Source organism: Rhodocyclaceae bacterium, assembly GCA_020248265.1.
Classification (GTDB): domain Bacteria; phylum Pseudomonadota; class Gammaproteobacteria; order Burkholderiales; family CAIKXV01; genus CAIKXV01.
In genome coordinates this window covers 136,372-157,737 of record JADCHX010000005.1, presented here as the reverse complement: position 1 = coordinate 157,737, position 21,366 = coordinate 136,372, and the positions used below count along the sequence as shown (strand labels likewise).

The 21,366-nt window shown below is 67.3% G+C and carries 18 protein-coding genes; 7 read left to right on the top strand and 11 right to left on the bottom strand.

Annotated features, from left to right (window positions below):
• Position 1: 1 nt before the first annotated feature.
• The 6 genes from ING98_07965 to rpsT form a co-directional block, all read right to left on the bottom strand.
• Entirely contained in the window at positions 2-757 is a 756-nt protein-coding gene (locus ING98_07965; protein MCA3101793.1) for a hypothetical protein, read from the bottom strand.
• 178 nt (positions 758-935) lie between these two features.
• Positions 936-2,183, bottom strand: a complete 1,248-nt coding sequence (locus ING98_07960) for an argininosuccinate synthase (protein MCA3101792.1) — start codon at positions 2,181-2,183, stop codon at positions 936-938.
• 72 nt (positions 2,184-2,255) lie between these two features.
• Entirely contained in the window at positions 2,256-3,239 is a 984-nt protein-coding gene (locus ING98_07955) for a tripartite tricarboxylate transporter substrate binding protein (GenBank protein ID MCA3101791.1), read from the bottom strand.
• 83 nt (positions 3,240-3,322) lie between these two features.
• Entirely contained in the window at positions 3,323-4,246 is a 924-nt protein-coding gene (gene argF, locus ING98_07950) for an ornithine carbamoyltransferase (protein ID MCA3101790.1), read from the bottom strand.
• Between the two features lie 26 nt (positions 4,247-4,272).
• The gene (locus ING98_07945) at positions 4,273-5,448 is read right to left on the bottom strand and encodes an aspartate aminotransferase family protein (GenBank protein ID MCA3101789.1); all 1,176 of its coding nucleotides are present in this window, start codon (positions 5,446-5,448) and stop codon (positions 4,273-4,275) included.
• 359 nt (positions 5,449-5,807) lie between these two features.
• Entirely contained in the window at positions 5,808-6,071 is a 264-nt protein-coding gene (gene rpsT / locus ING98_07940; protein MCA3101788.1) for a 30S ribosomal protein S20, read from the bottom strand.
• A gap of 191 nt (positions 6,072-6,262) precedes the next feature.
• Between rpsT and murJ the strand changes: the two genes are divergently transcribed.
• Positions 6,263-7,801 (top strand): murein biosynthesis integral membrane protein MurJ, encoded by a 1,539-nt coding sequence (gene murJ, locus ING98_07935; protein MCA3101787.1) that lies wholly within the window; start codon positions 6,263-6,265, stop codon positions 7,799-7,801.
• A gap of 25 nt (positions 7,802-7,826) precedes the next feature.
• Here the strand turns inward: murJ and ING98_07930 are convergent, their stop codons facing one another.
• Positions 7,827-8,630, bottom strand: a complete 804-nt coding sequence (locus tag ING98_07930; GenBank protein MCA3101786.1) for a GNAT family N-acetyltransferase — start codon at positions 8,628-8,630, stop codon at positions 7,827-7,829.
• 2 nt (positions 8,631-8,632) lie between these two features.
• Positions 8,633-9,871 carry a glycosyltransferase family 1 protein gene (locus ING98_07925; protein MCA3101785.1) on the bottom strand — a complete coding sequence of 413 codons (1,239 nt, stop codon included), beginning with the start codon at positions 9,869-9,871 and terminating at the stop codon, positions 8,633-8,635.
• A gap of 164 nt (positions 9,872-10,035) precedes the next feature.
• Here ING98_07925 and ING98_07920 point away from each other — a divergent pair, with 164 nt between their 5' ends.
• The gene (locus tag ING98_07920; protein ID MCA3101784.1) at positions 10,036-10,626 is read left to right on the top strand and encodes a hypothetical protein; all 591 of its coding nucleotides are present in this window, start codon (positions 10,036-10,038) and stop codon (positions 10,624-10,626) included.
• On the opposite strand, the gene ING98_07915 is transcribed toward ING98_07920, so the two are convergent.
• Entirely contained in the window at positions 10,592-12,280 is a 1,689-nt protein-coding gene (locus ING98_07915; protein ID MCA3101783.1) for an aminotransferase class III-fold pyridoxal phosphate-dependent enzyme, read from the bottom strand. The two genes, ING98_07920 and ING98_07915, sit on opposite strands and share 35 nt — an antisense overlap.
• Here ING98_07915 and psd point away from each other — a divergent pair.
• Positions 12,247-13,212 carry a phosphatidylserine decarboxylase gene (psd, locus tag ING98_07910; protein MCA3101782.1) on the top strand — a complete coding sequence of 322 codons (966 nt, stop codon included), beginning with the start codon at positions 12,247-12,249 and terminating at the stop codon, positions 13,210-13,212. The genes ING98_07915 and psd overlap by 34 nt on opposite strands.
• On the opposite strand, the gene ING98_07905 is transcribed toward psd, so the two are convergent.
• Together ING98_07905 and ING98_07900 are read right to left on the bottom strand one after the other, a co-directional pair.
• Complete coding sequence (locus tag ING98_07905; GenBank protein ID MCA3101781.1) at positions 13,163-14,083, bottom strand: UDP-2,3-diacylglucosamine diphosphatase; 921 nt, start codon at positions 14,081-14,083, stop codon at positions 13,163-13,165. The genes psd and ING98_07905 overlap by 50 nt on opposite strands.
• Before the next feature lie 70 nt (positions 14,084-14,153).
• On the bottom strand, positions 14,154-15,647 hold the full coding sequence (locus ING98_07900; GenBank protein MCA3101780.1) for a malonyl-CoA decarboxylase: 1,494 nt from the start codon (positions 15,645-15,647) through the stop codon (positions 14,154-14,156).
• Between the two features lie 283 nt (positions 15,648-15,930).
• Here ING98_07900 and ING98_07895 point away from each other — a divergent pair, with 283 nt between their 5' ends.
• From ING98_07895 to ispH, 4 genes are read left to right on the top strand one after another with little or no spacing between them, the layout of a single operon-like run.
• Positions 15,931-16,881 (top strand): bifunctional riboflavin kinase/FAD synthetase, encoded by a 951-nt coding sequence (locus ING98_07895; GenBank protein MCA3101779.1) that lies wholly within the window; start codon positions 15,931-15,933, stop codon positions 16,879-16,881.
• A gap of 7 nt (positions 16,882-16,888) precedes the next feature.
• The gene (ileS, locus tag ING98_07890) at positions 16,889-19,777 is read left to right on the top strand and encodes an isoleucine--tRNA ligase (protein ID MCA3101778.1); all 2,889 of its coding nucleotides are present in this window, start codon (positions 16,889-16,891) and stop codon (positions 19,775-19,777) included.
• Positions 19,770-20,351, top strand: a complete 582-nt coding sequence (locus tag ING98_07885) for a lipoprotein signal peptidase (protein ID MCA3101777.1) — start codon at positions 19,770-19,772, stop codon at positions 20,349-20,351. Before ileS ends, ING98_07885 begins: the two co-directional genes overlap by 8 nt.
• Before the next feature lie 30 nt (positions 20,352-20,381).
• On the top strand, positions 20,382-21,341 hold the full coding sequence (gene ispH, locus ING98_07880) for a 4-hydroxy-3-methylbut-2-enyl diphosphate reductase (GenBank protein MCA3101776.1): 960 nt from the start codon (positions 20,382-20,384) through the stop codon (positions 21,339-21,341).
• Positions 21,342-21,366: the final 25 nt, after the last annotated feature.

Here is a 21,366-nt window from a genome sequence, read left to right as displayed (position 1 = left end):
GTCAGTTGAATAGTGGTGCAAATTTTCGCCAATCGTAGTCTTCGCAGATTACGCCAGCGGCCGTTGTCGTACGTGCGAAGCCACCTCCAACCCAGCGGCACCCTTCGCGCTCGCCTTTCGAAGCGACGCTCACGATCTCTGAGAAATGCGATGCTCTATAGCGCAGTACGAGGATGTCATTTTTCTGAATACCTTGACTAGCAGGTGCGTACACGCCAGCACCTTTTAGGCCACCCCAATACGTGTTCATAAACATCACACTGACATAAGTGTACTGATCAGGATTGATGCACCAATCGTAAGCTCCACGACTGCAAAGCTTCTTGCCGATTGTGCTTTTCAATGACGGACGCACGTTCTCCAGACTCACGCGATTTACCCAACCGTAGAGGACTAGATCATCAAGTCGATTCCTGCTTTCTTCGCTAAGTGTTGAGGCGCAGCCGCCAGACAAGAAGGCCAGCAAAACGCCAACCGTGACTTTTGCGTGCGTTGTCACACTCAGGGTGAACTCGCAGCGCATCGATGCGGCGGCGTAGAGCCAGTCGAGACAGCGACGGGCGACCACCCAGCCATCGCTATCGGCGCTGCGTCCATGTAGCATCTTGTTCAACCGGTTGGCTACCTTGAACGCTGGGTGGCCATTGGCGAGCGGGATCTCGCGTGAGATGCCATGCACCTTCTCGGTGCTCGTGCTCCAGTGAGTCCAGTCCTGCCGCCGCTGGAACAGCGAGCAGTATTTGAGCCCGTCGTTCATGACGACGCCGACCTCGACCAAGTCGCTGCCCGACCCGGAGCCCGACGCTTCGATGTCGTTGCAGGTGATGATCGGCGGGCAGCGCGGAGACATGGTGAAACGATAGCGCGCTGCGCGCCGGCCGGGAAGAGTCGCCGCCAGTCCGGGGGCAACCCTTCCGCGCGTGCTCCGTACGCTTCTACTTCGTACGCTTGCGTGCGCCGCGCGTCGCGGCAATGCGCATCCGCAGCGCATTCAGGCGGATGAAGCCGCCGGCGTCGGCCTGGTTGTAGGCGCCCTGATCGTCTTCGAAGGTCGAGATCTTCATGTCGAACAGGGTGTCGGTCTTCGACTCGCGGCCGACGCAGATCACGGTGCCCTTGTAGAGCTTGAGCTTGACCGTACCGTTGACCGTCGCCTGCGACGCGTCGATCAGGGTCTGCAGCAGCTTGCGCTCGGGGCTGAACCAGTAGCCGTTGTAGATCATCCGCGCATAGCGCGGCATCAGGTCGTCCTTCAGCGCGAGCACTTCACGGTCCATCGTGATCGATTCCATCGCCCGGTGCGCCTTCAGCATGATCGTGCCGCCGGGCGTCTCGTAGCAGCCGCGCGACTTCATGCCGACATAGCGGTTCTCGACCAGGTCGAGGCGGCCGATGCCGTGCTTGCCGCCGAGTCGGTTGAGTTCGATCAGCACCTTGGCCGGCGACATCTTCACGCCGTTCACCGAGACGATGTCGCCGTGCTGGTACCCCAGTTCGATGTACTCGGGCTTGTTCGGTGCCTTCTCCGGCGACACCGTGAGGCGCCACATCGATTCTTCCGGCTCGAAGCTCGGGTCTTCCAGGATGCCGCCTTCGTAGGAGATGTGCAGCAGGTTGGCGTCCATCGAGTAGGGCGCGCCGCCGCCCTTGCGCTTCTTGTAGTCGACCGGGATCTTGTGCTGGTCAGCATAGGCGAGCAGTTTCTCGCGCGACAGAAGGTCCCATTCGCGCCACGGGGCGATCACCTTCACGTCGGGCATCAGCGCGTAGGCGCCCAGTTCGAAGCGCACCTGGTCGTTGCCCTTGCCGGTGGCGCCATGCGAGATGGCGTCGGCGCCGGTCTTCTTCGCGATCTCGACCAGGCGCTTGGCGATCAGCGGGCGCGCGATCGAGGTGCCGAGCAGGTACTCGCCCTCATAGACGGTGTTCGCGCGGAACATCGGGAACACGAAGTCGCGCACGAACTCTTCCTGCAGGTTCTCGATGAAGATCTGCTTCACGCCGAACATCTGCGCCTTCTTGCGCGCAGGTTCTACCTCTTCGCCCTGGCCGATGTCGGCGGTGAAGGTGATCACCTCGCACTCGTACACGTCCTGGAGCCACTTGAGGATCACCGAGGTGTCGAGGCCGCCGGAGTAGGCGAGGACGACTTTCTTGGGGGCGCTGCTGTTCTTCTTGGCCATGGATTCGGATGTCGGGCGTGTGGGTGAAGGGAAGGGCAGGGAGGTGGAAAAAGGCAGTCGGCGGACCGCCGCTCAATCGAGCCGTATCGACAGCTTGCGGATCAACGGTGCCCAGCGTGCTGCCTCGGAACGGATCAGTGCGGCGAATGCGTCCGGGCGGCCGCCGGCGGGGTCCAGCCCGGCGCCGACGATGCGGCTGCGCGCGTCCGGGTGCGCGAGGATCGCATTGATTGCGCCGTTCAGTCGACCGATCAGCGGCCCCGGCGTGCCGGAGGCAACGAGTATGCCGTTCCAGAGCATCGCTTCGAAGCCTGGATAGCCGGATTCGGCGAGCGTGGGCAGGTCGGGGAACAGCGGATAGCGCGCGGCGCTGGTCACGGCGATCGCGCGTACGCGGCCCGACTGCAGGTGGGGTGCCAGTGCGGTCGGGGCCGAGAAGACGGCCTGCGTTTCGTTGCGCGCGACCGAAGCCGCAGCTGGCGGGGCGCCGTTGTACGGGCTGTGCACCGCGTCGAAGCCGGCCACCGACCGGAACAGCTCCATCGTCAGGTGCGACGAACTGGCGTTGCCGACCGAGGCGTAGGTCAGGCGACCGGCGCCAGCCCTGGCGTGGGCGACCCAGTCGGCAACGGTGCGCACCGGCAGGTCGGCACTGACTGCGAGCAGGTTTGGCGAGGTGCTGGTCACGATCACCGGTACCAGGTCGCGCGCAGGGTCGTACGGCAGCTTCGCGTAGAGGAAGGGAGCGAGCGCCAGTGGACCGTTGAAGCTGATCAGCAGCGTGTGGCCGTCGGGTGCTGACTGCGCGCCTGCCGCGGTGGCTACCGTGCCGCCGCCGGCGGGTCGGTTGTCGATCACGATCGGCTGGGCAATGCTGTCGCGCAGGCGCTCGCCGATGACGCGGGCGACGACGTCGAGTGAACTGCCCGGGCCGGCCGCGACGAGGAATCGCAGCGGGCGGGAAGGCCAGTCCTGCGCGCCTGCCGAGCCCGCCAGGCCGGCCAGGAGCAGCAATGCCGCCGTGGCAGGCACGGCGTTCAGGGCGCGGTGGCGCATCCCGGCGGCAAGGGCGGAGACGGCGTGGAAAACCGGGTCTGCCCCGGTTTTGACCATAATGGGGTCTGACCCCATTTCAGTGTTCACGGCGTGACGCGGCCCAGCAGCAGGAACTCCAGCAGGGCCTTCTGCACGTGCATGCGGTTCTCGGCTTCATCCCAGACGACGCTCTGCGGGCCGTCGATCACTTCGGCGGTGACTTCCTCGCCGCGGTGCGCGGGCAGGCAGTGCATGAACAGTGCTTCCGGCTTGGCTGCGCGCATCATCTCGGCGTCGACGCACCAGTCCTCGAAGGCTTTCATCCGCTGGGCATTCTCGGCTTCGAAGCCCATGCTGGTCCACACGTCGGTGGTGATCAGGTCGGCACCGCGGGCGGCGTCCATCGGATCGGCGAACTGCTCGAAGTGGGTGGTGTCGTAGATGCCGGCGCGCTCGGGCTCGACCTCGTAGCCGGGCGGCGTGGACACGTGCACGTTGAAGTCGAGCACGGTGGCCGCCTGCAGCCAGGTGTTGCAGACGTTGTTCGAATCGCCGATCCAGGCAACCGTCTTGCCCTGGATCGGGCCGCGATGCTCGATGAAGGTGAAGATGTCGCCGAGGATCTGGCAGGGATGGTATTCGTTGGTCAGGCCGTTGATCACCGGCACGCGCGAGACGCTGGCGAAGCGCTCGACGATCTCCTGCCCGAACGTACGGATCATCACGATGTCGACCATGCGCGACACCACCTGCGCCATGTCTTCGACCGGTTCGCCGCGCCCGAGCTGCGTGTCGCGTGTGTTCAGGTAGATCGCCGCGCCGCCCAGCTGGTGCATGCCTGCCTCGAACGACAGGCGCGTGCGCGTGCTGGCCTTCTCGAAGATCATCGCCAGCGTGCGGTCTTCGAGCGGCCAGTAGCGCCGGTAGGACTTGAACTCGCCCTTGATCCAGGCTGCGCGGACGAACAGGTGTTCGTACTCCTCGCGGCTGAAGTCGAGGAACGTCAGGTAATGCCTGGGCGGAGTCATGTCCTTGCCTGCGCCGATGGTCGCCGCTACCGAGCGAGGAAGCCGCGGATCAGCGGCGACAGCATCGACACGATCTGATCGGCCTGGTCGTCGGAGATGATCAGCGGCGGCAGCATGCGCACGATGTTGTCGTAGGTGACGTTGATCAGCAGGCCGGCCCCGAGCGCCTGGGCGACCAGCTCGTTGCAGGGGCGGTCGAGTTCGATGCCGAGCATCAGCCCGGCGCCGCGGATCTCGGTGATGCCCGACAGACCGCCGAGTTCCTGGCGGAAGCCGGCCACCATGCGATCGCCGAGCACGCGGGCGCGCTCGAGCAGGCCTTCTTCCTCGATGATCTGCAGGGTGGTCAGCGCCGCACGGCAGATCAGTGCGCCACCACCGAAGGTGGTGCCATGGTGGCCGGGGCTGAACACGTTCGCCGCGGCGCCGCGGGCGACGCAGGCGCCGATCGGCATGCCGTTGGCCAGCCCCTTGGCAAGGGTCAGCACGTCGGGCATCAGGTCGGTGTGCTGGTAGGCGAACCACTTGCCCGTGCGCCCCATGCCGCTCTGCACTTCATCGAGCATGAACAGCCACTGCTTGCGGTCGCACAGCTCGCGCAGATGGGAGAGGTAGGTCTTCTCGGGAATCTGGATGCCGCCTTCGCCCTGCACCGGCTCGACCAGCACCGCGACGATGTTCGCGTTGTTCTCGGCGACCCGGTTCACCGCCTCGAGGTCGTTGAACGGCACGCGTGCGAAGCCGCCGAGCAGCGGCTCGAAGCCAGCCTGCGCCTTGCGATTGCCGGTGGCCGACAGCGTGGCGATCGTGCGTCCGTGCCAGGAGCGGTCCATCACGACGATGGTCGGCAGCTCGACACCGCGCTGGTGGCCGTAGAGGCGGGCCAGCTTGATCGCCGTCTCGTTCGCCTCGGCACCGGAGCAGTTGAAGAAGGCATTGTCCATCCCGGAGAGCTGCGCGAGCTTCTCGCCGAGCTTCTCCTGCTCGATCACCCGGTAGATGTTCGAGGTGTGGATGACCTTCGCCGCCTGGTCGGCGATGGCCGCGACCAGCTTCGGATGCGCATGGCCCAGGCCGTTCACCGCGATGCCGGCCAGCGCGTCGAGGTATCGCTTGCCCGATTCGTCCCACAGCCATGCGCCTTCTCCGCGCACGAACGCGACCGGCAGTCGCTTGTAGGTGTTCATCAGGTGAGCGGACATCGGGCCCTCCGGGGGCTGTTGCAGTTACGGCTGTGGGGGATGCCACGCGGTGGCCATGGTGCCGCCGGTGACTCGGGAACGTACTGTGGGCTCGAAACGCATTCGAGGGCCGGAGCCGCAAAAGACAACGGCGGCTGCCGCCGCCGTGTTCATCGATCGCGAAACCGAACCTGATTTTGATCCTGCGATTCAGGGACTGCAAGCAGGGGCAGGCAATCGAACTGTCTTTGCCGGGAGTGTTTTGCGCGCCTGCTACACTCGCATGCGTGTATCAGGCGATCTCAACCAACCACCAACACCCCCGGAACCGCTGCCTTCACCGGTTCGCCGTCGCGGCGAGCCTGGAGGACGACCTCGGATCAGGCGATCGCCTTGACGGCAGCCGACAGGCGGCTCTTGTGCCGGGCGGCCTTGTTCTTGTGCACGATGCCCTTGTCGGCGATGCGGTCGATCACCGACACGCTGGTCGTGAACGCAGCCTGCGCATCGGCCTTGTTGCCTGCGGCGATCGCTACGCGAACCTTCTTGATCGCGGTGCGCAGCGCCGAGCGCAGGGTGGTGTTGTGGGCGCGCTGGGCGTCGGCCTGGCGTGCACGTTTGCGGGCTTGAGCGGAATTGGCCACGGCGGTTCTCTGTCGAAGATACGGTTGGGCGCCCGAACGACATGCGGCTCGGGCAGCAGCGAAAAGCCTTGGATAGTACTTCGGACCGGCCGGAAATTCAACCCGGCGGCGTTCGCGGGGGCGAAAGAGGTTCCGGCGGGGATCCGGCAGAGCCCGATCGCAGCGCCCGGACCGACCGCAGGCGGGCACCGATGAACCTGCTGCGTGCGTTCGGCGCCGTCAGCAGCATGACGCTGGTGTCGAGGATCCTCGGTTTTGCCCGCGACCTGCTGATCGCCCGGATGTTCGGCGCTGGCGCCGCTACCGATGCCTTCTTCGTCGCCTTCAAGCTGCCGAACCTGCTGCGCCGCATCTTCGCCGAGGGCGCCTTTTCGCAGGCGTTCGTGCCGATCCTCGCGGAGTATCGCAACCAGCGCGGTGAGGCCGATACCCGGCTCCTGGTCGACCATGTCGCCGGGACGCTGGCGGTCGCTCTGATCGGGGTGACCGCGCTCGGGATTCTCGCCGCGCCGGCGATCGTCTGGCTGTCGGCGCCCGGATTCACCGCCGACCCGGACAAGTTCGCCCTCACCGTCGATCTGCTGCGCATCACCTTCCCGTACATCCTGTTCATCTCGCTGACCGCGCTCGGGGCCGGCATCCTGAATACCTACAGCCGGTTCTCCGTGCCCGCGTTCGCGCCGGCGCTGCTCAACCTGTCGTTCATCGCCTTCGCGGTCTGGTTCGCGCCGTACTTCGACCCGCCGGTCGAGGCGCTGGCCTGGGCGGTGTTCGTCGGCGGCCTGCTCCAGCTCGCATTCCTGGTGCCTTTCCTGCGCAGGCTGCGCATGCTGCCGCGGCCGCGCTGGGGCGGTGCCGACGAGGGCGTGCGGCGCGTGCTCAGGCAGATGGGCCCGGCGCTGTTCGGCGTGTCGGTCGGCCAGGTGAGCCTGCTGATAAACACGGTGTTCGCATCCTTCCTGGCTAGCGGCAGCGTGTCGTGGCTGTATTACGCCGACCGCCTGATGGAGTTTCCCACCGGGTTGCTCGGTGTCGCTCTCGGTACCATCCTGCTGCCGAGCCTGGCGCGCAGCCACGCCGATCGCACCCCGGAGGAGTATGGCAGGCTGCTCGACTGGGGCCTGCGCATCACGCTCATGCTCGCTGCCCCGGCGGCCGTTGCGCTGGCCGTGCTGTCGGTGCCGCTGGTGGCGACGCTGTTCCATCACGGCGCGTTCAGCGCCCACGACGTGGCGATGACCCGGGCGGCGTTGATGGCCTACAGCGTCGGGCTGATCGGACTGATCGCGGTGAAGGTGCTCGCGCCCGGGTTCTACGCCCGGCAGGACATACGCACGCCGGTGAAGATCGCGCTGGTCACGCTGGCCGCGACGCAGGTGATGAACCTGCTGTTCATCCAGGTGTTTGCACATGCCGGCCTCGCGCTGGCGATCGGTCTCGGGGCGTGCCTCAATGCATGGCTGCTGCTGCGCGGGTTGCGCCGCATCGATGCCTACCGGCCGCAGCCGGGCTGGGCGATGTTCGCACTGAAGATCGCTGTCGCCCTCGCGCTGATGGCCGGGGCACTCTGGTGGATGGCGGGGCCCTCGTCGCAGTGGCTGGCCTGGCAGGGGCTCGAGCGCGCGCTCCGGCTCTGTGTCGTGTGCGCCGTCGGTGGCGGTGTCTACTTCGCCGCACTGGCCGTATTCGGTTTCCGGCTGAAGGATTTCTCGCGCCGGGTCACGGACTGACGCTGCAGGCCGCAGGGCCGTGCGCTCACGCTCCGATGAAGCGTGCGCGATAGGCGCTTGGCAGGTCGGACAGCGCCAGCATCATCGGCAGGTCGGCGACGCCGAAGTCCGGATCCAGTGCCGGTGGTCCGAGGACCTTTCCGCCGCAGCGCAGGTAGCCCTTCATCAGCGCCGGGGGCTCGGCCTCGCCGTGCAGGTCGGTACGGTCGATGGGCAGGGGACGGCGCGGATGGACACGCCGCTCCGGTCCGCACAGGTGGGTGGCCCGCAGGGTATGCCAGAGGTTGGCAGCGTGGGCGCCCCCGTCGTTCACCGATACGCTGGCGCACCCGATCATGTAGTCCAGCCGCGACCGTTGCATGAACTCGGCCAGTGCTGTCCAGAGCAGCAGGATGACCGCGCCCCGGCGCCACTCGGGCGCGGTGCACGAGCGGCCCAGTTCCGCCATCCGCGGCCGCAGCGGATCGAGCCGTCGTATGTCGAATTCGCCCTCGGTGTAGAGCGCACCCATCCGCCGCGCCCCGGCCGGCGTCAGCACGCGATAGGTGCCGACGACCTCGGACGGCGATCCGCCGAAGGCGGCCGTGCGCACCAGCAGGTGTTCGCACGCATCGTCGAATCGATCCACGTCGATCCCGGGCGGGGTGCCGGGTGGCACCGTTATCCGTGCCCCCATCTCTTCGACGAAGACCCGGTAGCGCAGCCGCTGCGCTGCGCGTACGTCGTCCTGGTCGGATGCCCAGGCCACCTCCAGCGCGGGCGGACGCAGTTGCGCAGGGGCTGCCGCCGGGATGCGTGCCGGACGGGTCGCGGTCGCGGTCGCGAGCATCGTCAGGCCGCTCGCCGCCGCACCGACAGCGCTTCCGTCGGTAAGGGTTCTGCCGGGCGCAGGACGCTGCCCAGCACCGCTTCGAACCGCTCGACCACCGCGTCCCATCCGCAGTCACACGCCGTCGCGCGTGCACGACGGCCGATCGCACGGGCGCGCGAGCGGTCGCTGGCGAGTACCACGGCACCGTCGATGAAGGCGGCGGTGTCTTCATAGGGCGCGAGCAGGCCGTTCTCGCCGGAGCGGATCAGCCTGCCCGCGGCAGCATAGTCGAACGCCACTACGGGCAGCCCGCTCGCCATCGCCTCGGTGGTGACGTTGCCGAAGGTCTCGGTCAGGCTCGGGAACAGGAACAGGTCTGCCGATGCGTAGTGCGCGGCGAGGTCGTCACCGGTACGCTGGCCGGCCATGATGGCGCCCGGGCAGCGTTCGCCGATGCGTGCCCGGAGCTGTCCGTCGCCGACGACTACCAGCCGGGCCCGCGGCACACGCTGGCGGATCCCGTCGAATGCAGCGATCAGCGTATCCAGGTTCTTCTCGGGTGCGAGGCGTCCGACGCTCAGCACGACAGGATCCTCGGCGGCTGCACCCCAGGCCGTGCGCAGTCGCTCGTCGCGGCGGGCGGGATCGAAGCGCACTGTGTCGACGCCACGTGCTACGACAGTGACGTCGCGGAAGCCGCACGCGGCCAGCTCGCTGCGCATCGGTTCGGTGGGCACCATCGTCTGCTGCGTACGGTTGTGGAAGCGTCGCAGGTAGGCCATGATGGCCCAGTGCAGCCAGCCCAGGCCGTAGTGGGTGCTGTAGGCGTGGAAGTTGGTGCGGAACTCGGAGGTCACCGGAAGGCCCAGCGACCGCGCGGCAGACAGCGCCGACCAGCCCAGCGGTCCCTCGGTGGCGATGTGCACCACGTCGGGCCGCTGCCGGGTCCAGGCATCGATGAGACGGCCCTTGCAGGGAGTGCCCATCCGCAGGCCCGGATACAACGGCACCGGCAGGCTGGGCAGCAGCACGTCGTCGGCGTCGGGCGAGACCGCCCCGGCGGCTGGGTCGTGCGGCCGCAGCCGGAAGAGCCGGACCCTGTGGCCGCGGCTGCGCAGCCCGGCGACCATCGAGGCGACCGTGGTTGCCACGCCGTTCACGTCCGGCGGGTAGGTCTCGGTGACGTAGGCCACTCTCAGACTGCGATGCGTCCGTTCGGGCATATCGGGCGACGGCGACCATGGGTTGGTGGCAGGCATGGGGCGGAGCATGACGCCCGATTCCTGCAGTGTGATGACCGATCCGTGTCCGCCGTGAAACGAAAGCGTCACCGAGCCTTCATGCGGGGGGCCCACGATCCAGCCCCGGGGCGGGCGCCCGCGCAGCGGGCCGCCCGCACATGACAACTCGCAGGAGGGCCGGCATGAACGATGTACTCAGGGAACTCGCAACGCAGCGCTGGGATGACCACCGCTTCTATCACCACAGCCGGATCAACCAGTGCCTGCATCTGCTGAGCGCCGTGAGTTTCCTGGTCGCCTACGTTCTGTTGTTCATCGATCCGGCCGCAGCTGCGATCCTCGGCTGGTGCGTGTCGATGACCTCGCGCCAGGCTGGCCACTTCTTCTTCGAGCCGCGCGGCTTCGACGAAGTCAACCGGGTCTCGGACGAATACAAGGAGGCGATCAAGGTCGGCTACAACATCCGCCGCAAGGTGGTGCTGATGGCCGCCTGGCTGCTGGTGCCGGTCGTCCTCTGGCCGTTGTCGGCCGATGACGCGGGAACGGGCGAATTCCTGAACAGCCTCGGGCTGTGGTGGCTTGCCCTGGCGGTGGCCGGTCTGCTGCTGCGCGTCATCCAGCTTTGGTTCAAGCAGAACCTGCTGACCGGCGTCACCTGGGCACTGAAGATCATCACTGATCCGTTCCACGACATCCGCCTGTACTACAAGGCCCCCTGGTACGTGCTGCGCGGCGAGTTCATCGATCCGATGCCGCACGTGCGGCATCGCTGAAAGGAAGCAGGCGCTGGCGCAGGGTCTCGGCCAGCAACTGGCGCCGGATCGACCGGTTGCTCACGGCGGGGCTGTCCCACCACCAGCCCTCTTCCTTCATCTGCACGCAGGCGCGCAGGAACCGGTCGCAGGCCTCGGTGAACTCGGCGTCGCCGTAGTTGAGGCTGAACACCAGGCGACCGGTACCCACCCAGCTCAGCGCCAGCCCATGGAGGCGGAGATAGAACTGCAGCATCCAGTTGTACCGCGACGGCAGCGTGTAGTAGACGGTCCAGATCGACGAAAGATGGGCCACCCGCACCGGTACCCCGGCCTCGGCGAGCCTGTCGTTGAGGATCGCTGCCCGCTGGTCCCAGCGCGCGTCGATGCCCGCGTACATCGCCTGCACTTCGGGCGTGTCGAGTCGGTCGAGGAAGGCCTTCATCGTCCCCATCACATACGGATGGGAGTTGAAGGTGCCGCGTGCGAAGCAGAGGTCGGCCGGCCGCTCCTCGCGGAAGCGCTTCATCAGCGCGCTGCGGCCGCAGACCACGCCCACGGGAAGGCCACCGCCGAGCGTCTTGCCGTAGGTGACCATGTCTGCCCGCACGCCGAAGTATTCCTGCGCGCCACCGGGCGCCAGGCGGAATCCGACGAAGACCTCGTCGAGGATCAGCACGATGCCGTTGGCGTCGCAGGCTGCCCGCAGACGCTGCAGCCACGCGGTGTACTGCGCGCGGTCGAAGCCTGCGCGGCGGCCGCTGTCGAGCAGCGAGGAGTCGCCCGGCGCGCCCTTGTTGGGATGCAGCGCCTGCAGCGGGTTGACCAGCACGCAGGCGATGTCCCTGCGGGTGCGCAGCACCTGCAGCGATCGTTCGTCCATGTCGCGAAGCGTGTAGGTCTCACGCGGCGGCAGCGGGTTGCCCGGCCCGGGCTGCACGTCTTCCCACCAGCCGTGATACGCGCCGCAGAACCGCACCAGGTGCGTCCGCCGCGTGTGGTAGCGGGCCAGGCGCACCGCCTGCATCACGGCCTCGGTGCCCGACATGTGGAACGACACCTCGTCGAGGCCGGAGATCTTCTTCAGGCGCTGCGCGTTCTCGAGCACGCACGGATGGTAGTCGCCCAGGACCGGGCCGATCGCGCGTGCGGTGGCGACGCCCTCGTCGATGCAGGCCTTGTAGAAGTCGTAGCCGAACAGGTTCACGCCGTACGACCCGGTGAGGTCCATCATCGTGTTGCCGTCGATGTCGGTCACGGTCACCCCGGCGGACTCGCGCAGGAAGTGCCCAGCCTGGAGATGCCGGCGCAGGTAGGCCTGGTACTGGAAGGGCACGCGGTAGCGTCCGGTGAACTGCAGGTCGGAGAGCGACTCGGCCGCCTGCAGCGTCATCGCCGAGCCCGAGGGGTAGCGTTGCGCGAACGCGGCGGCCAGCCGTTCGAAGCCGCTGCGGCGGCGCATGACGATGTCCGACGGTGCGGCGTCACTGGCGAAGAACGCATCCTCTGCGTAGGAATAGCCGGGGATCATGCCGGCGACGCGCTTGGCCATGCGGGAATGACCGGCCAGGGAGCGATGCTTGGCGCGCGAGAGCTGCCAGCGCCGCCGCAGTTTCGGGAACGACCATGCGATTGCACAGGATGCTGCTGCCAGGGCTGCAAGGGTTGTCTGCATGGCGGTTTCCATGGTTGGGTTGCCAACGTTTATCAGCATCAATTGACAGTGCCGTGAAAATCTCCCTGATCCGACGATTCTTCGCGCAGGAGGACGTCAACTTCCTGCTCTGCAACCGCGTCCCGCGCCGCCTGCTCACCCTGTGCATGGGCTGGTACAGCCAGGTGACCCAGCCGTGGGTGGTGCGCGTGTCGCTGCGCGCCTGGCAGTGGTTCGGCGACCTGGAACTGGAGGACGCCCGCCGGCGCGATTTCCGGTCGCTGCACGATTGCTTCACGCGGGAACTTGCGCCGGGCGCGCGTCCCGTCGCCGCCGATCCGTCGCTGATGACCAGCCCGTGCGATGCGATCGTGGGTGCCTGCGGTACCGTCGAGGACGGCCTGGTGATCCAGGCCAAGGGCTTCCCGTACGGCATCGACGAACTGTTCGGCGACGCCCGCTCGAGCCTGCCCTTCCACGATGGCACCTATGTCACGCTGCGCCTGACCTCGGGCATGTACCACCGGTTCCACGCGCCCGATGCCTGCACGGTCGAGCATGTCACCTACCTCAGCGGCGATACCTGGAACGTGAATCCGGTCGCGCTGCAGCGCATCGAGCGGCTGTTCTGCCGCAACGAGCGGGCGGTGCTGCGGCTGCGGCTGGACGCCGGTGGCTATCCAGTGGCTCTGGTGCCGGTGGCCGCGATACTGGTCGCCAGCATCCGCCTGCATTTCGCCGACGTGCTGCTGCACCTTCGCTACCGCGGGCCGAACGAGATTCCGTGCGATGCGCGCTTCGCGCGGGGACAGGAGATGGGGTATTTCCAGCACGGCTCGACGATCATCGTGTTCGCACCGCGCGGCTTTGCGCTCTGCGAAGGGGTCGAGCCGGGGCAGCGGATCAGGATGGGCGCCCCGCTGATGGCATTGCCGGTGCTACCGCCTCGCTGATCGTCAGACCGCCCGCGCGCACGCCCGGCAGCGAGGGCACCACGCCCCCCGCAGGCACCGGCAGCGACCGGGCGGCGCGCGGGTATCCATCGGCCGCCATCGAACCGCTGCGCACGATCTCCAGAGATCCGTCTGCATGTTCCACCAGCGCGGTGAGGCTCTCGACCCAGTCGCCGTCGTTGCAGTACAGGATTCCCTCGATCTCTCGGATCTCGGCATGGTGAATATGCCCGCAGACGACGCCATGCACGCCGCGCCGGTGCGCCTCGCGTGCGAGCGCATGCTCGAAATCGCTGACATAGCTCACGGCCCGTTTCACCCGCAGCTTCAGGTAGCTGGACAGGCTCCAGTAGGGCAGACCCAGGCGGGCACGCAGCCGGTTGAACCAGCGGTTGAGCCTGAGGATCAGCGTGTAGGAGGTGTCGCCCAACAGGGCCAGCCATCGGGCGCACTGGACCACGCCGTCGAACAGGTCGCCGTGGGTGATCCACAGCCGCCGCCCGTCGGCGGTCACGTGGACGCAGTCGTCCACCACGTCCACGCCGCCGAAGTTGTGCGCGACGTAGCGCCGGGCGAACTCATCGTGGTTGCCCGGTATGAAGATCACCCGCGTGCCCTTGCGCGCCTTGCGCAGTATCTTCTGGACCACGTCGTTGTGCGCCTGTGGCCAGTACCAGTTGCGGCGCAGTTGCCAGCCGTCGATGATGTCGCCGACCAGGTACAGCGTCTCGCATTCGGTCGTGCGCAGGAAATCGAGCAATGCCGCCGCCTCGCAGCCGGGCGTGCCCAGGTGCAGGTCGGAGATCCACACCGTGCGGTAGGTGCGTTCGTCGGCGGCAGGGGCTTCGCTTCCATTGGGCGGTTCGTGCATGGCTCCGCAATTTACGGAGCCATGATGACGTCGGCATGACGTCCCGGGGAAAGTTCCGCGCTGGCGGCCGTTACAGCAGCTTGCGCACCTCCGATGAGGCGACTACCTGGCCTTCGCGCGCGAACCGTTCGTGGTTGTCGTCGATGTGCGGCAGCCGGTACAGGTAGTTCACCATCACCCCGGCCGACTGCGCGATGCCCTTGGCCGAGGTGTCGGCGAGCCAGTTCAGCCGCTCGAGTCGTGCGCCGTTGGACAGGTGGAAGCGCGCGACCGGGCAATGCGGCCGGTCGCCGGCCTTGGCCTCGGTGAGGTAGTGCGCGACGGTGCGCAGCACGAACGGCTTCAGCAGGTCGGACAGGGACGGGTCGTTGGCACGTGCGACGAAGTCGATCGCACGGGTGAGCGCCGCTGCGCCCAGTGGCTCGTGGAAGGTGGCCTCGAACGTCCTGAGTTCGCGCTCGCGCACGCCCGCGGTGACCGCCGTGTCGTCGGCCTTCCTCAGCCAATTGCGGAAGGCGGGGATCGGCGACAGCGTCGAGAACTGGCGCAGTTGCGGCAGGTCGCGCTGCAGCGCCGACACCACCCGCTTGATCAGGAAGTTGCCGAAGCTCACGCCGCGCAGGCCGACCTGGGTGTTCGAGATCGAATAGAACATCGCGGTGTCGGCCTCGCGCGGATCGAACTCGCGGCGCGTCTCGTCGAGCAGCACCTGCACGTTGTCGGCCAGCCCGCGGGTGAGCGCCACCTCTACGAAGATCAGCGGTTCGAGCGGCATGCGTGGATGGAAGAACGCATGGCACCGGCGGTCGGAGTCCAGCCGGTTGCGCAGGTCGTTCCACGAGCGGATCTCGTGCACCGCCTCGTAGGCGATCAGTTTCTCGAGCAGCGATGCAGGAGAGTCCCAGGTGATGCGCTCGAGCGACAGGAAGCCGACGTCGAACCAGCTCTGCAGCAGCAGTTCGAGGTCGCGGTCGAGCGCGGCCAGCGCCGGCTCGCGCGGCAGGTGGCGCAGCACGTCGGCGCGCAGGTCGACCAGGAACTTGGTGCCGGACGGCAGTGCGTTGAACTGGCGAAGGATCACGTTGCGCCGCGTACGCACCGCCTCGCGCAGTTCGACCTCGGCCAGCGGCTGCGCGCTGCCGCCGATCGAACGCTGCCACTCGGCGACCGCCGCGACGACCCGGGCCGGGTCCGCGCCGAATTCGGTGGAAAGCAGCTTGAGTACATCGAGTCGGCTCGTATCGTCTAGCCGCAGGTAGGTGTCGCCGATCTGCGCGGCGCGGGTGCGTGCCGAGGCCTCGCCGCCGCGCTCGATCGCGCATTCGTTCAGCGTGTCGCGGATTCGGTCGAGGGAGCGTCGGCTCATGCCGCCAGCGCCCGGGTGTCCTGTCCCGTCCACCGAGCGGGCGAGACGCGACCACAGCGAGCGCACCCGGCGCAGGCTGGCGTTGAGCAGCCCGTCCTCGGACCGGGCCGGTGGCTGGTCGGCAGGCACGGCGACCGGGGCGACGGTGGCCGGCTGTGCAAGGGCGGTGTCGCTCGCCACGTCAGGGGCGGCCGCCATGGCAGTTGCCCCGGACACGGGCGGTTCGATTCTGGATCGGGAGGCGATCGGGGGCATGGTACCGGTGGCACAGGTGGATCCGGACGGGCCTGACAGCCTACCCGATTACCGTGGCAAGTTCGCTCAAGTCGACATGAAGTTCGTGCAATGAACCCTTATCGGCAGCGATAACGGATGTTGCAGTCCCGGTTGCCGCCCGCCGGCGGGAACGGATCGCCCGCGGCATGCATCGGTTTTCCGATTCCGGACGGAAACCGGCTATGATTCAGCGGCTTACTGCGCCATGCGAGTCTTCCGATCCATCCCTTCGACTGCCGCGCGTCCGGTTGCACTGACCATCGGCAATTTCGATGGGGTACACCTGGGCCATCGCGAGATGTTGCGTCGCCTGCGCGATGCGGCCGACGCTCGCGGTCTGCCGGCAGCGGTGCTCACGTTCGAGCCGCATCCTCGCGAGTTCTTCGCGCCTGACCGGGCGCCCCTGCGGCTGACCGGGCTGCGCGACAAGCTGCGGCTGCTGTCGGACTGCGGCGTGGACGAGGTTTATGTCTGCCGTTTCGACTATCGGCTGGCCCAGATGCTGCCCGAGGAGTTCATCGAACGCATCCTGGTGCGCGGCCTCGCGGCGCGCTGGGTCCTGATCGGCGACGATTTCCGGTTCGGTGCACGGCGGGCCGGTGACGCCGGCACGATGCGGGCAGCAGCCACACGCCATGCCGGTACCCCTACCGCTTTCGAACTGGAGGGGTTGTCCAGCTTCCTCGTCGACGGCCTGCGCGTGTCGAGCACCGCGGTGCGCGAGGCGCTGTCGGCCGGGGACATGCGGCTGGCCGGCATGCTGCTGGGCGCGCCTTACGCAATCAGCGGGCGCATCGTGCATGGCGACAAGCTCGGCCGCGAACTCGGGTTCCCGACCGCGAACGTCTGGGTGCCGCGGGCGCACCTGCCGCTGGCAGGCATCTTCGCGGTCAGCGTGTCCGGACTGGCCGATCGTCCGTGGCCCGGCGTGGCGAGCCTCGGGGTACGCCCGACGGTGAAGGCGAACGGCCGCACGACCCTCGAGGTCCACCTGTTCGACTTCGCCGGCGATGTCTACGGCAGGCAGGTGAAGGTCGATTTCCTGCACAAGCTGCGCGACGAGGCGAAGTACGACGGGCTGCCGGCACTGATCCGGCAGATCGGTATCGACTGCGAGCAGGCGCGTGCCTGGCTCGCTGCGGCAAACCTGATGTGATGGCGAGATGAGCGAAGAAGATCGGAACGAAGACAAGCGCAGCGACGGCAAGGCTGACTACAAGAAGACGCTGAACCTGCCCGACACGCCGTTCGCGATGCGTGGCGACCTCGCGAAGCGCGAGCCGTCGATGCTGGCCGCCTGGCAGCAGCGCGGCCTGTACCAGCGCATCCGCGAAGCGAGCCGTGGCCGCCCGCGATTCACGCTGCACGACGGCCCGCCCTATGCCAATGGCGACATCCACATCGGGCATGCGGTGAACAAGGTGCTCAAGGATATCGTCGTCAAGAGCCGCACGCTGGCCGGCTTCGATGCGCCGTACGTGCCGGGCTGGGACTGCCACGGCATGCCGATCGAGGTGCAGATCGAGAAGACGCACGGCAAGAACCTGCCGACCGAGCAGACCCAGAAGCTCGCGCGCGCGTATGCGGCCGAGCAGGTCGAGCGCCAGAAGAAGGACTTCATCCGCCTGGGCGTGTTCGGCGACTGGGACAACCCCTACGCGACGATGAATCCGCGCAACGAGGCCGACGAGATCCGTGCCCTGGGTACGTTGCTGCAGAAGGGCTACGTCTACCGCGGGCTGAAGCCGGTCAACTGGTGCTTCGACTGCGGCTCGGCACTGGCCGAGGCCGAGATCGAATACGAAGATCGCACCGATACGGCCGTCGATGTCGGCTTCGCCTTCGCGTCCGCCGAACGCGGCAGGCTGGCATCTGCATTCGGACTGCCGGTCCTGCCCGACAAGCCCGGCCGCATCGTGATCTGGACCACGACCCCCTGGACGCTGCCGGCGAACCAGGCGCTCAACGTGCATCCGGAGTTCTCGTACGCACTGGTCGACACCGGCGATTCGCTGCTGATCCTCGCCGCCGATCGCGTCGAGGCCAACCTCCAGCGTTACGGTCTTGCCGGGCAGGTCATCGCCACGGCCGAGGGCGCGAAGCTCGAGAACATTGCCTTCGCACACCCGTTCGCCGACCGGTTGTCGCCGGTCTACCTCGCCGACTATGTGACGCTCGAGACCGGCACCGGCATCGTGCATGCGGCGCCGGCCTACGGTGTCGAGGACTTCCAGGCATGCCGCCGCTACGGCATGAAGGACGACGGCATCCTCACGCCGGTGATGGGCGACGGCAAGTACGTGTCGACGCTCGAGGCATTCGGCGGCCTGATGATCTGGAAGGCCAACCCGCTGATCGTCGAGCGGCTGCGCGCGAACGGTGCGCTGCTGCACGAGGACCGCAAGCATGTGCACAGCTACATGCACTGCTGGCGCCACAAGACACCGGTGATCCTGCGCGCGACCACGCAGTGGTTCGCGGCGATGGACGAGGCCCCGGGTTACGGTGGTGCCAGGCCCTCCGAGGCGCTGCGCACGACCGCGCTGCGCGGCATCGAGGCGACGCAGTTCTTCCCGGCCTGGGGCAAGGCACGCCTGCACGCGATGATCGCGAACAGGCCCGACTGGACGCTGTCGCGCCAGCGGCAGTGGGGCGTGCCGATGCCCTTCTTCGTGCATCGCGAGACGGGTGCGCTGCATCCGCGCACGCCGGAGCTGCTCGAGGCGGTGGCAAAGGCCGTGGAGCAGGGCGGCATCGAAGCCTGGCAGCGGGTGGATGCCGACGACCTGCTCGGCGCGGATGCGGCGTCGTACGAGAAGATCAAGGACACGCTCGACGTCTGGTTCGATTCAGGCTCCACGCACCAGACGGTGCTCGGCGGTCCGCGCGCGGCGGCCGGCACCCCGGGATCGCATCGGAGCGAGACCGGCTTTCCCGCCGACCTCTACCTCGAGGGCTCGGATCAGCACCGCGGGTGGTTCCACTCCTCGCTGCTGGTGTCGTGCATGATGAACGGCACCCCGCCGTACAAGGCCCTGCTTACCCACGGTTTCGTGGTCGACGGCGCCGGCCGCAAGATGAGCAAGTCGAAGGGCAACGTGGTCGCGCCGCAGCAGGTGGTCGATTCGCTGGGCGCCGACGTGCTCAGGCTCTGGATCGCCGCGACCGATTATTCCGGCGAGCTGTCGATCTCGCAGGAGATCCTCAAGCGCGTCGTCGAGTCGTACCGGCGGGTACGCAACACGATCCGCTTCCTGCTCGCCAATGTCGACGACTTCGATCCTGCGCTGCATGCCGTACCGATGGCGCAGAGGGTCGAGATCGACCGCTACGCCGCAGTGATGCTCGAACGATTGCGCATGGCGGTCGCCGCCGACTACGAGCGCTACGAGTTCCACCTGGGCATGCAGCGGTTGCTCCACTTCTGCTCGGAGGACCTCGGCGCGTTCTACCTGGACATCCTGAAAGACCGGCTGTACACGACTGCGCCCGGCTCGCATGCGCGCCGCTCGGCACAGAGCGCGCTGCACGAGATCGCGCGCACGCTGCTGCAGCTGTTCGCGCCGGTGCTCACCTTCACCGCCGATGAAGCCTGGGCGGTGCTGGCGCGCGATCCGGCGTCGACGGTGTTCACGACGACATGGTCGCCGGCTGCGGATACGCCGGATGATCCGTCGCTCGAAGCGCGCTGGGCATCGGTGCGCGAGGTGCGGGCGCTCGTGCTGAAGGAGCTCGAAGCGCTGCGTACCGCCGGCAGCATCGGTTCCGGCCTGGCGGCCGAAGTCGAGGTGCATGTGGCTGGCGCCGCCCACGATGCGCTTGCCGCGCTCGGCGAAGACCTGCGCTTCGTGTTCATCACCTCGGCCGCCAGGGTCGTGCGTGCCGCCGACGGGGCCTTGCCGACCGTGGCTGCGGTGCCGAGTACCGGGGCGAAGTGCGCCCGCTGCTGGCATTACCGCAGCGACATCGGCAGCGATGCCGGGTATCCCGATGTCTGCAGCCGCTGCGCCGGCAACCTGGCCGGCACAGGAGAAATCCGTGTCCATGCCTGAAGCCGGCGGCTGGCGCGGCCGCATCGGCGCTGCCCTGTCGCGCTGGACGCTGAAGGACTGGCTCGGCAGTGCCTTCGCGCTGGTTGTCGTCGACCAGATCGCGAAGGTGCTGGCGCTGCAATGGCTGGGTACCGGGCACGTGGTCGAGGTCACGCCGTTCTTCAACCTGGTGCTGGTCTACAACCCGGGGGCGGCATTCAGCTTCCTGGCGGGGGCATCGGGATGGCAGCGCGAGTTCTTCGTCGGCGTGGCGCTGGTCGCCTCGGGCTGGATCACCTGGATGCTCCACCGCTACCCCGGCCGCATACTGTTCTGCGCTGCGTTGACGCTCATCCTCGGCGGCGCGGTCGGAAACCTGATCGACCGGCTGTGGCTGGGTGCGGTGATCGACTTTCTCGATTTCCATGTGCTCGGCTATCACTGGCCCGCGTTCAATGTCGCCGATTCCGCGATCAGCATCGGAGCCGTCCTGCTGGTCTGGGATGCCTTCCAGCCCGTGGACGACGCACGGGAGTCGGGCGGCTCCGCCGCAACCGGCGGCGCGGCCTCGGACACCGGGGCACCGAAGCTATAATCGCATTCCCGAGGCGAAGGAGTCCCGAACGTGTCCAAGCAGGTCATCCTGGCCAATCCGCGCGGCTTCTGCGCCGGCGTCGACAGAGCGATCGAGATCGTCGAGCAGGCGCTGGTCGCGCACGGGGCACCGGTCTACGTGCGGCACGAGGTCGTGCACAACAAGTATGTCGTCGACGACCTGCGTACCAAGGGTGCGGTGTTCATCGAAGACCTCGAGTCCGTGCCGCGCGGCAGTACCGTCGTATTCAGCGCACACGGAGTTTCGCTCGAGGTCCGGCAGGAAGCGGAGCTACTCGGCCTGAACGTCTTCGATGCCACCTGCCCGCTCGTCACGAAGGTGCATGTCGAGGTGGCCAAGATGCGCGCACAGGGCCGCGAGATCGTGATGATCGGCCATCGCGGCCATCCCGAGGTCGAGGGCACCATGGGGCAGGCCGACGGAGGCATGCACCTCGTCGAATCGGTCGAGGACGTCGCGCGGCTGTCGGTCGTCGATCCGGACAATCTCGCCTATGTCACCCAGACAACGCTGTCCGTGGACGATGCGCGCGGTATCACGCTGGCGCTCGCGGCGCGTTTCCCGAAGATCATCGGCCCGAAGAAAGACGACATCTGCTACGCGACCCAGAACCGGCAGGACGCGGTGAAGAAGCTGTCGGCGGACTGCGACCTGATGATCGTCGTCGGCTCGCCCAACAGTTCCAACTCGAACCGCCTGCGCGAGGTGGCTGCCAATGCCGGGATCCCTGCCTATCTCGTCGACCGGGCCAGTGAAGTGCAGGCCGAGTGGCTGGTCGGTCGTGAGCGTATCGGCGTCACTGCCGGTGCTTCGGCGCCCGAAGTGCTGGTCAGGGAAGTGGTCGAACGCCTGCGTTCGTTCGGCGGCGTCGAACTGATCGAACAGACTGGCATCCAAGAGCACGTCACCTTCCCGCTGCCGAAGAACCTGACGCTGGCGGCCGACGCTGCCCGGACCACGCGGCGCTGATCGATATCGATCGGCGCTGAGCCCC

Bases quoted from the DNA above. Each gene is read 5' to 3' on its own strand.
- ING98_07905 (MCA3101781.1), bottom strand. From the start codon at position 14,083: ATGCACGAACCGCCCAATGGAAGCGAAGCCCCTGCCGCCGACGAACGC.
- ING98_07955 (MCA3101791.1), bottom strand. From the start codon at position 3,239: ATGCGCCACCGCGCCCTGAACGCCGTGCCTGCCACGGCGGCATTGCTG.
- ING98_07925 (MCA3101785.1), bottom strand. From the start codon at position 9,871: ATGCCTGCCACCAACCCATGGTCGCCGTCGCCCGATATGCCCGAACGG.
- ING98_07960 (MCA3101792.1), bottom strand. From the start codon at position 2,183: ATGGCCAAGAAGAACAGCAGCGCCCCCAAGAAAGTCGTCCTCGCCTAC.
- ING98_07945 (MCA3101789.1), bottom strand. From the start codon at position 5,448: ATGTCCGCTCACCTGATGAACACCTACAAGCGACTGCCGGTCGCGTTC.
- ING98_07930 (MCA3101786.1), bottom strand. From the start codon at position 8,630: ATGCTCGCGACCGCGACCGCGACCCGTCCGGCACGCATCCCGGCGGCA.
- ING98_07920 (MCA3101784.1), top strand. From the start codon at position 10,036: ATGAACGATGTACTCAGGGAACTCGCAACGCAGCGCTGGGATGACCAC.
- psd (MCA3101782.1), top strand. From the start codon at position 12,247: ATGCTGCTGCCAGGGCTGCAAGGGTTGTCTGCATGGCGGTTTCCATGG.
- ING98_07885 (MCA3101777.1), top strand. From the start codon at position 19,770: ATGCCTGAAGCCGGCGGCTGGCGCGGCCGCATCGGCGCTGCCCTGTCG.
- ING98_07895 (MCA3101779.1), top strand. From the start codon at position 15,931: ATGCGAGTCTTCCGATCCATCCCTTCGACTGCCGCGCGTCCGGTTGCA.
- ING98_07915 (MCA3101783.1), bottom strand. From the start codon at position 12,280: ATGCAGACAACCCTTGCAGCCCTGGCAGCAGCATCCTGTGCAATCGCA.
- ING98_07965 (MCA3101793.1), bottom strand. From the start codon at position 757: ATGAACGACGGGCTCAAATACTGCTCGCTGTTCCAGCGGCGGCAGGAC.
- ING98_07900 (MCA3101780.1), bottom strand. From the start codon at position 15,647: ATGGCGGCCGCCCCTGACGTGGCGAGCGACACCGCCCTTGCACAGCCG.
- argF (MCA3101790.1), bottom strand. From the start codon at position 4,246: ATGACTCCGCCCAGGCATTACCTGACGTTCCTCGACTTCAGCCGCGAG.
- ileS (MCA3101778.1), top strand. From the start codon at position 16,889: ATGAGCGAAGAAGATCGGAACGAAGACAAGCGCAGCGACGGCAAGGCT.
- murJ (MCA3101787.1), top strand. From the start codon at position 6,263: ATGAACCTGCTGCGTGCGTTCGGCGCCGTCAGCAGCATGACGCTGGTG.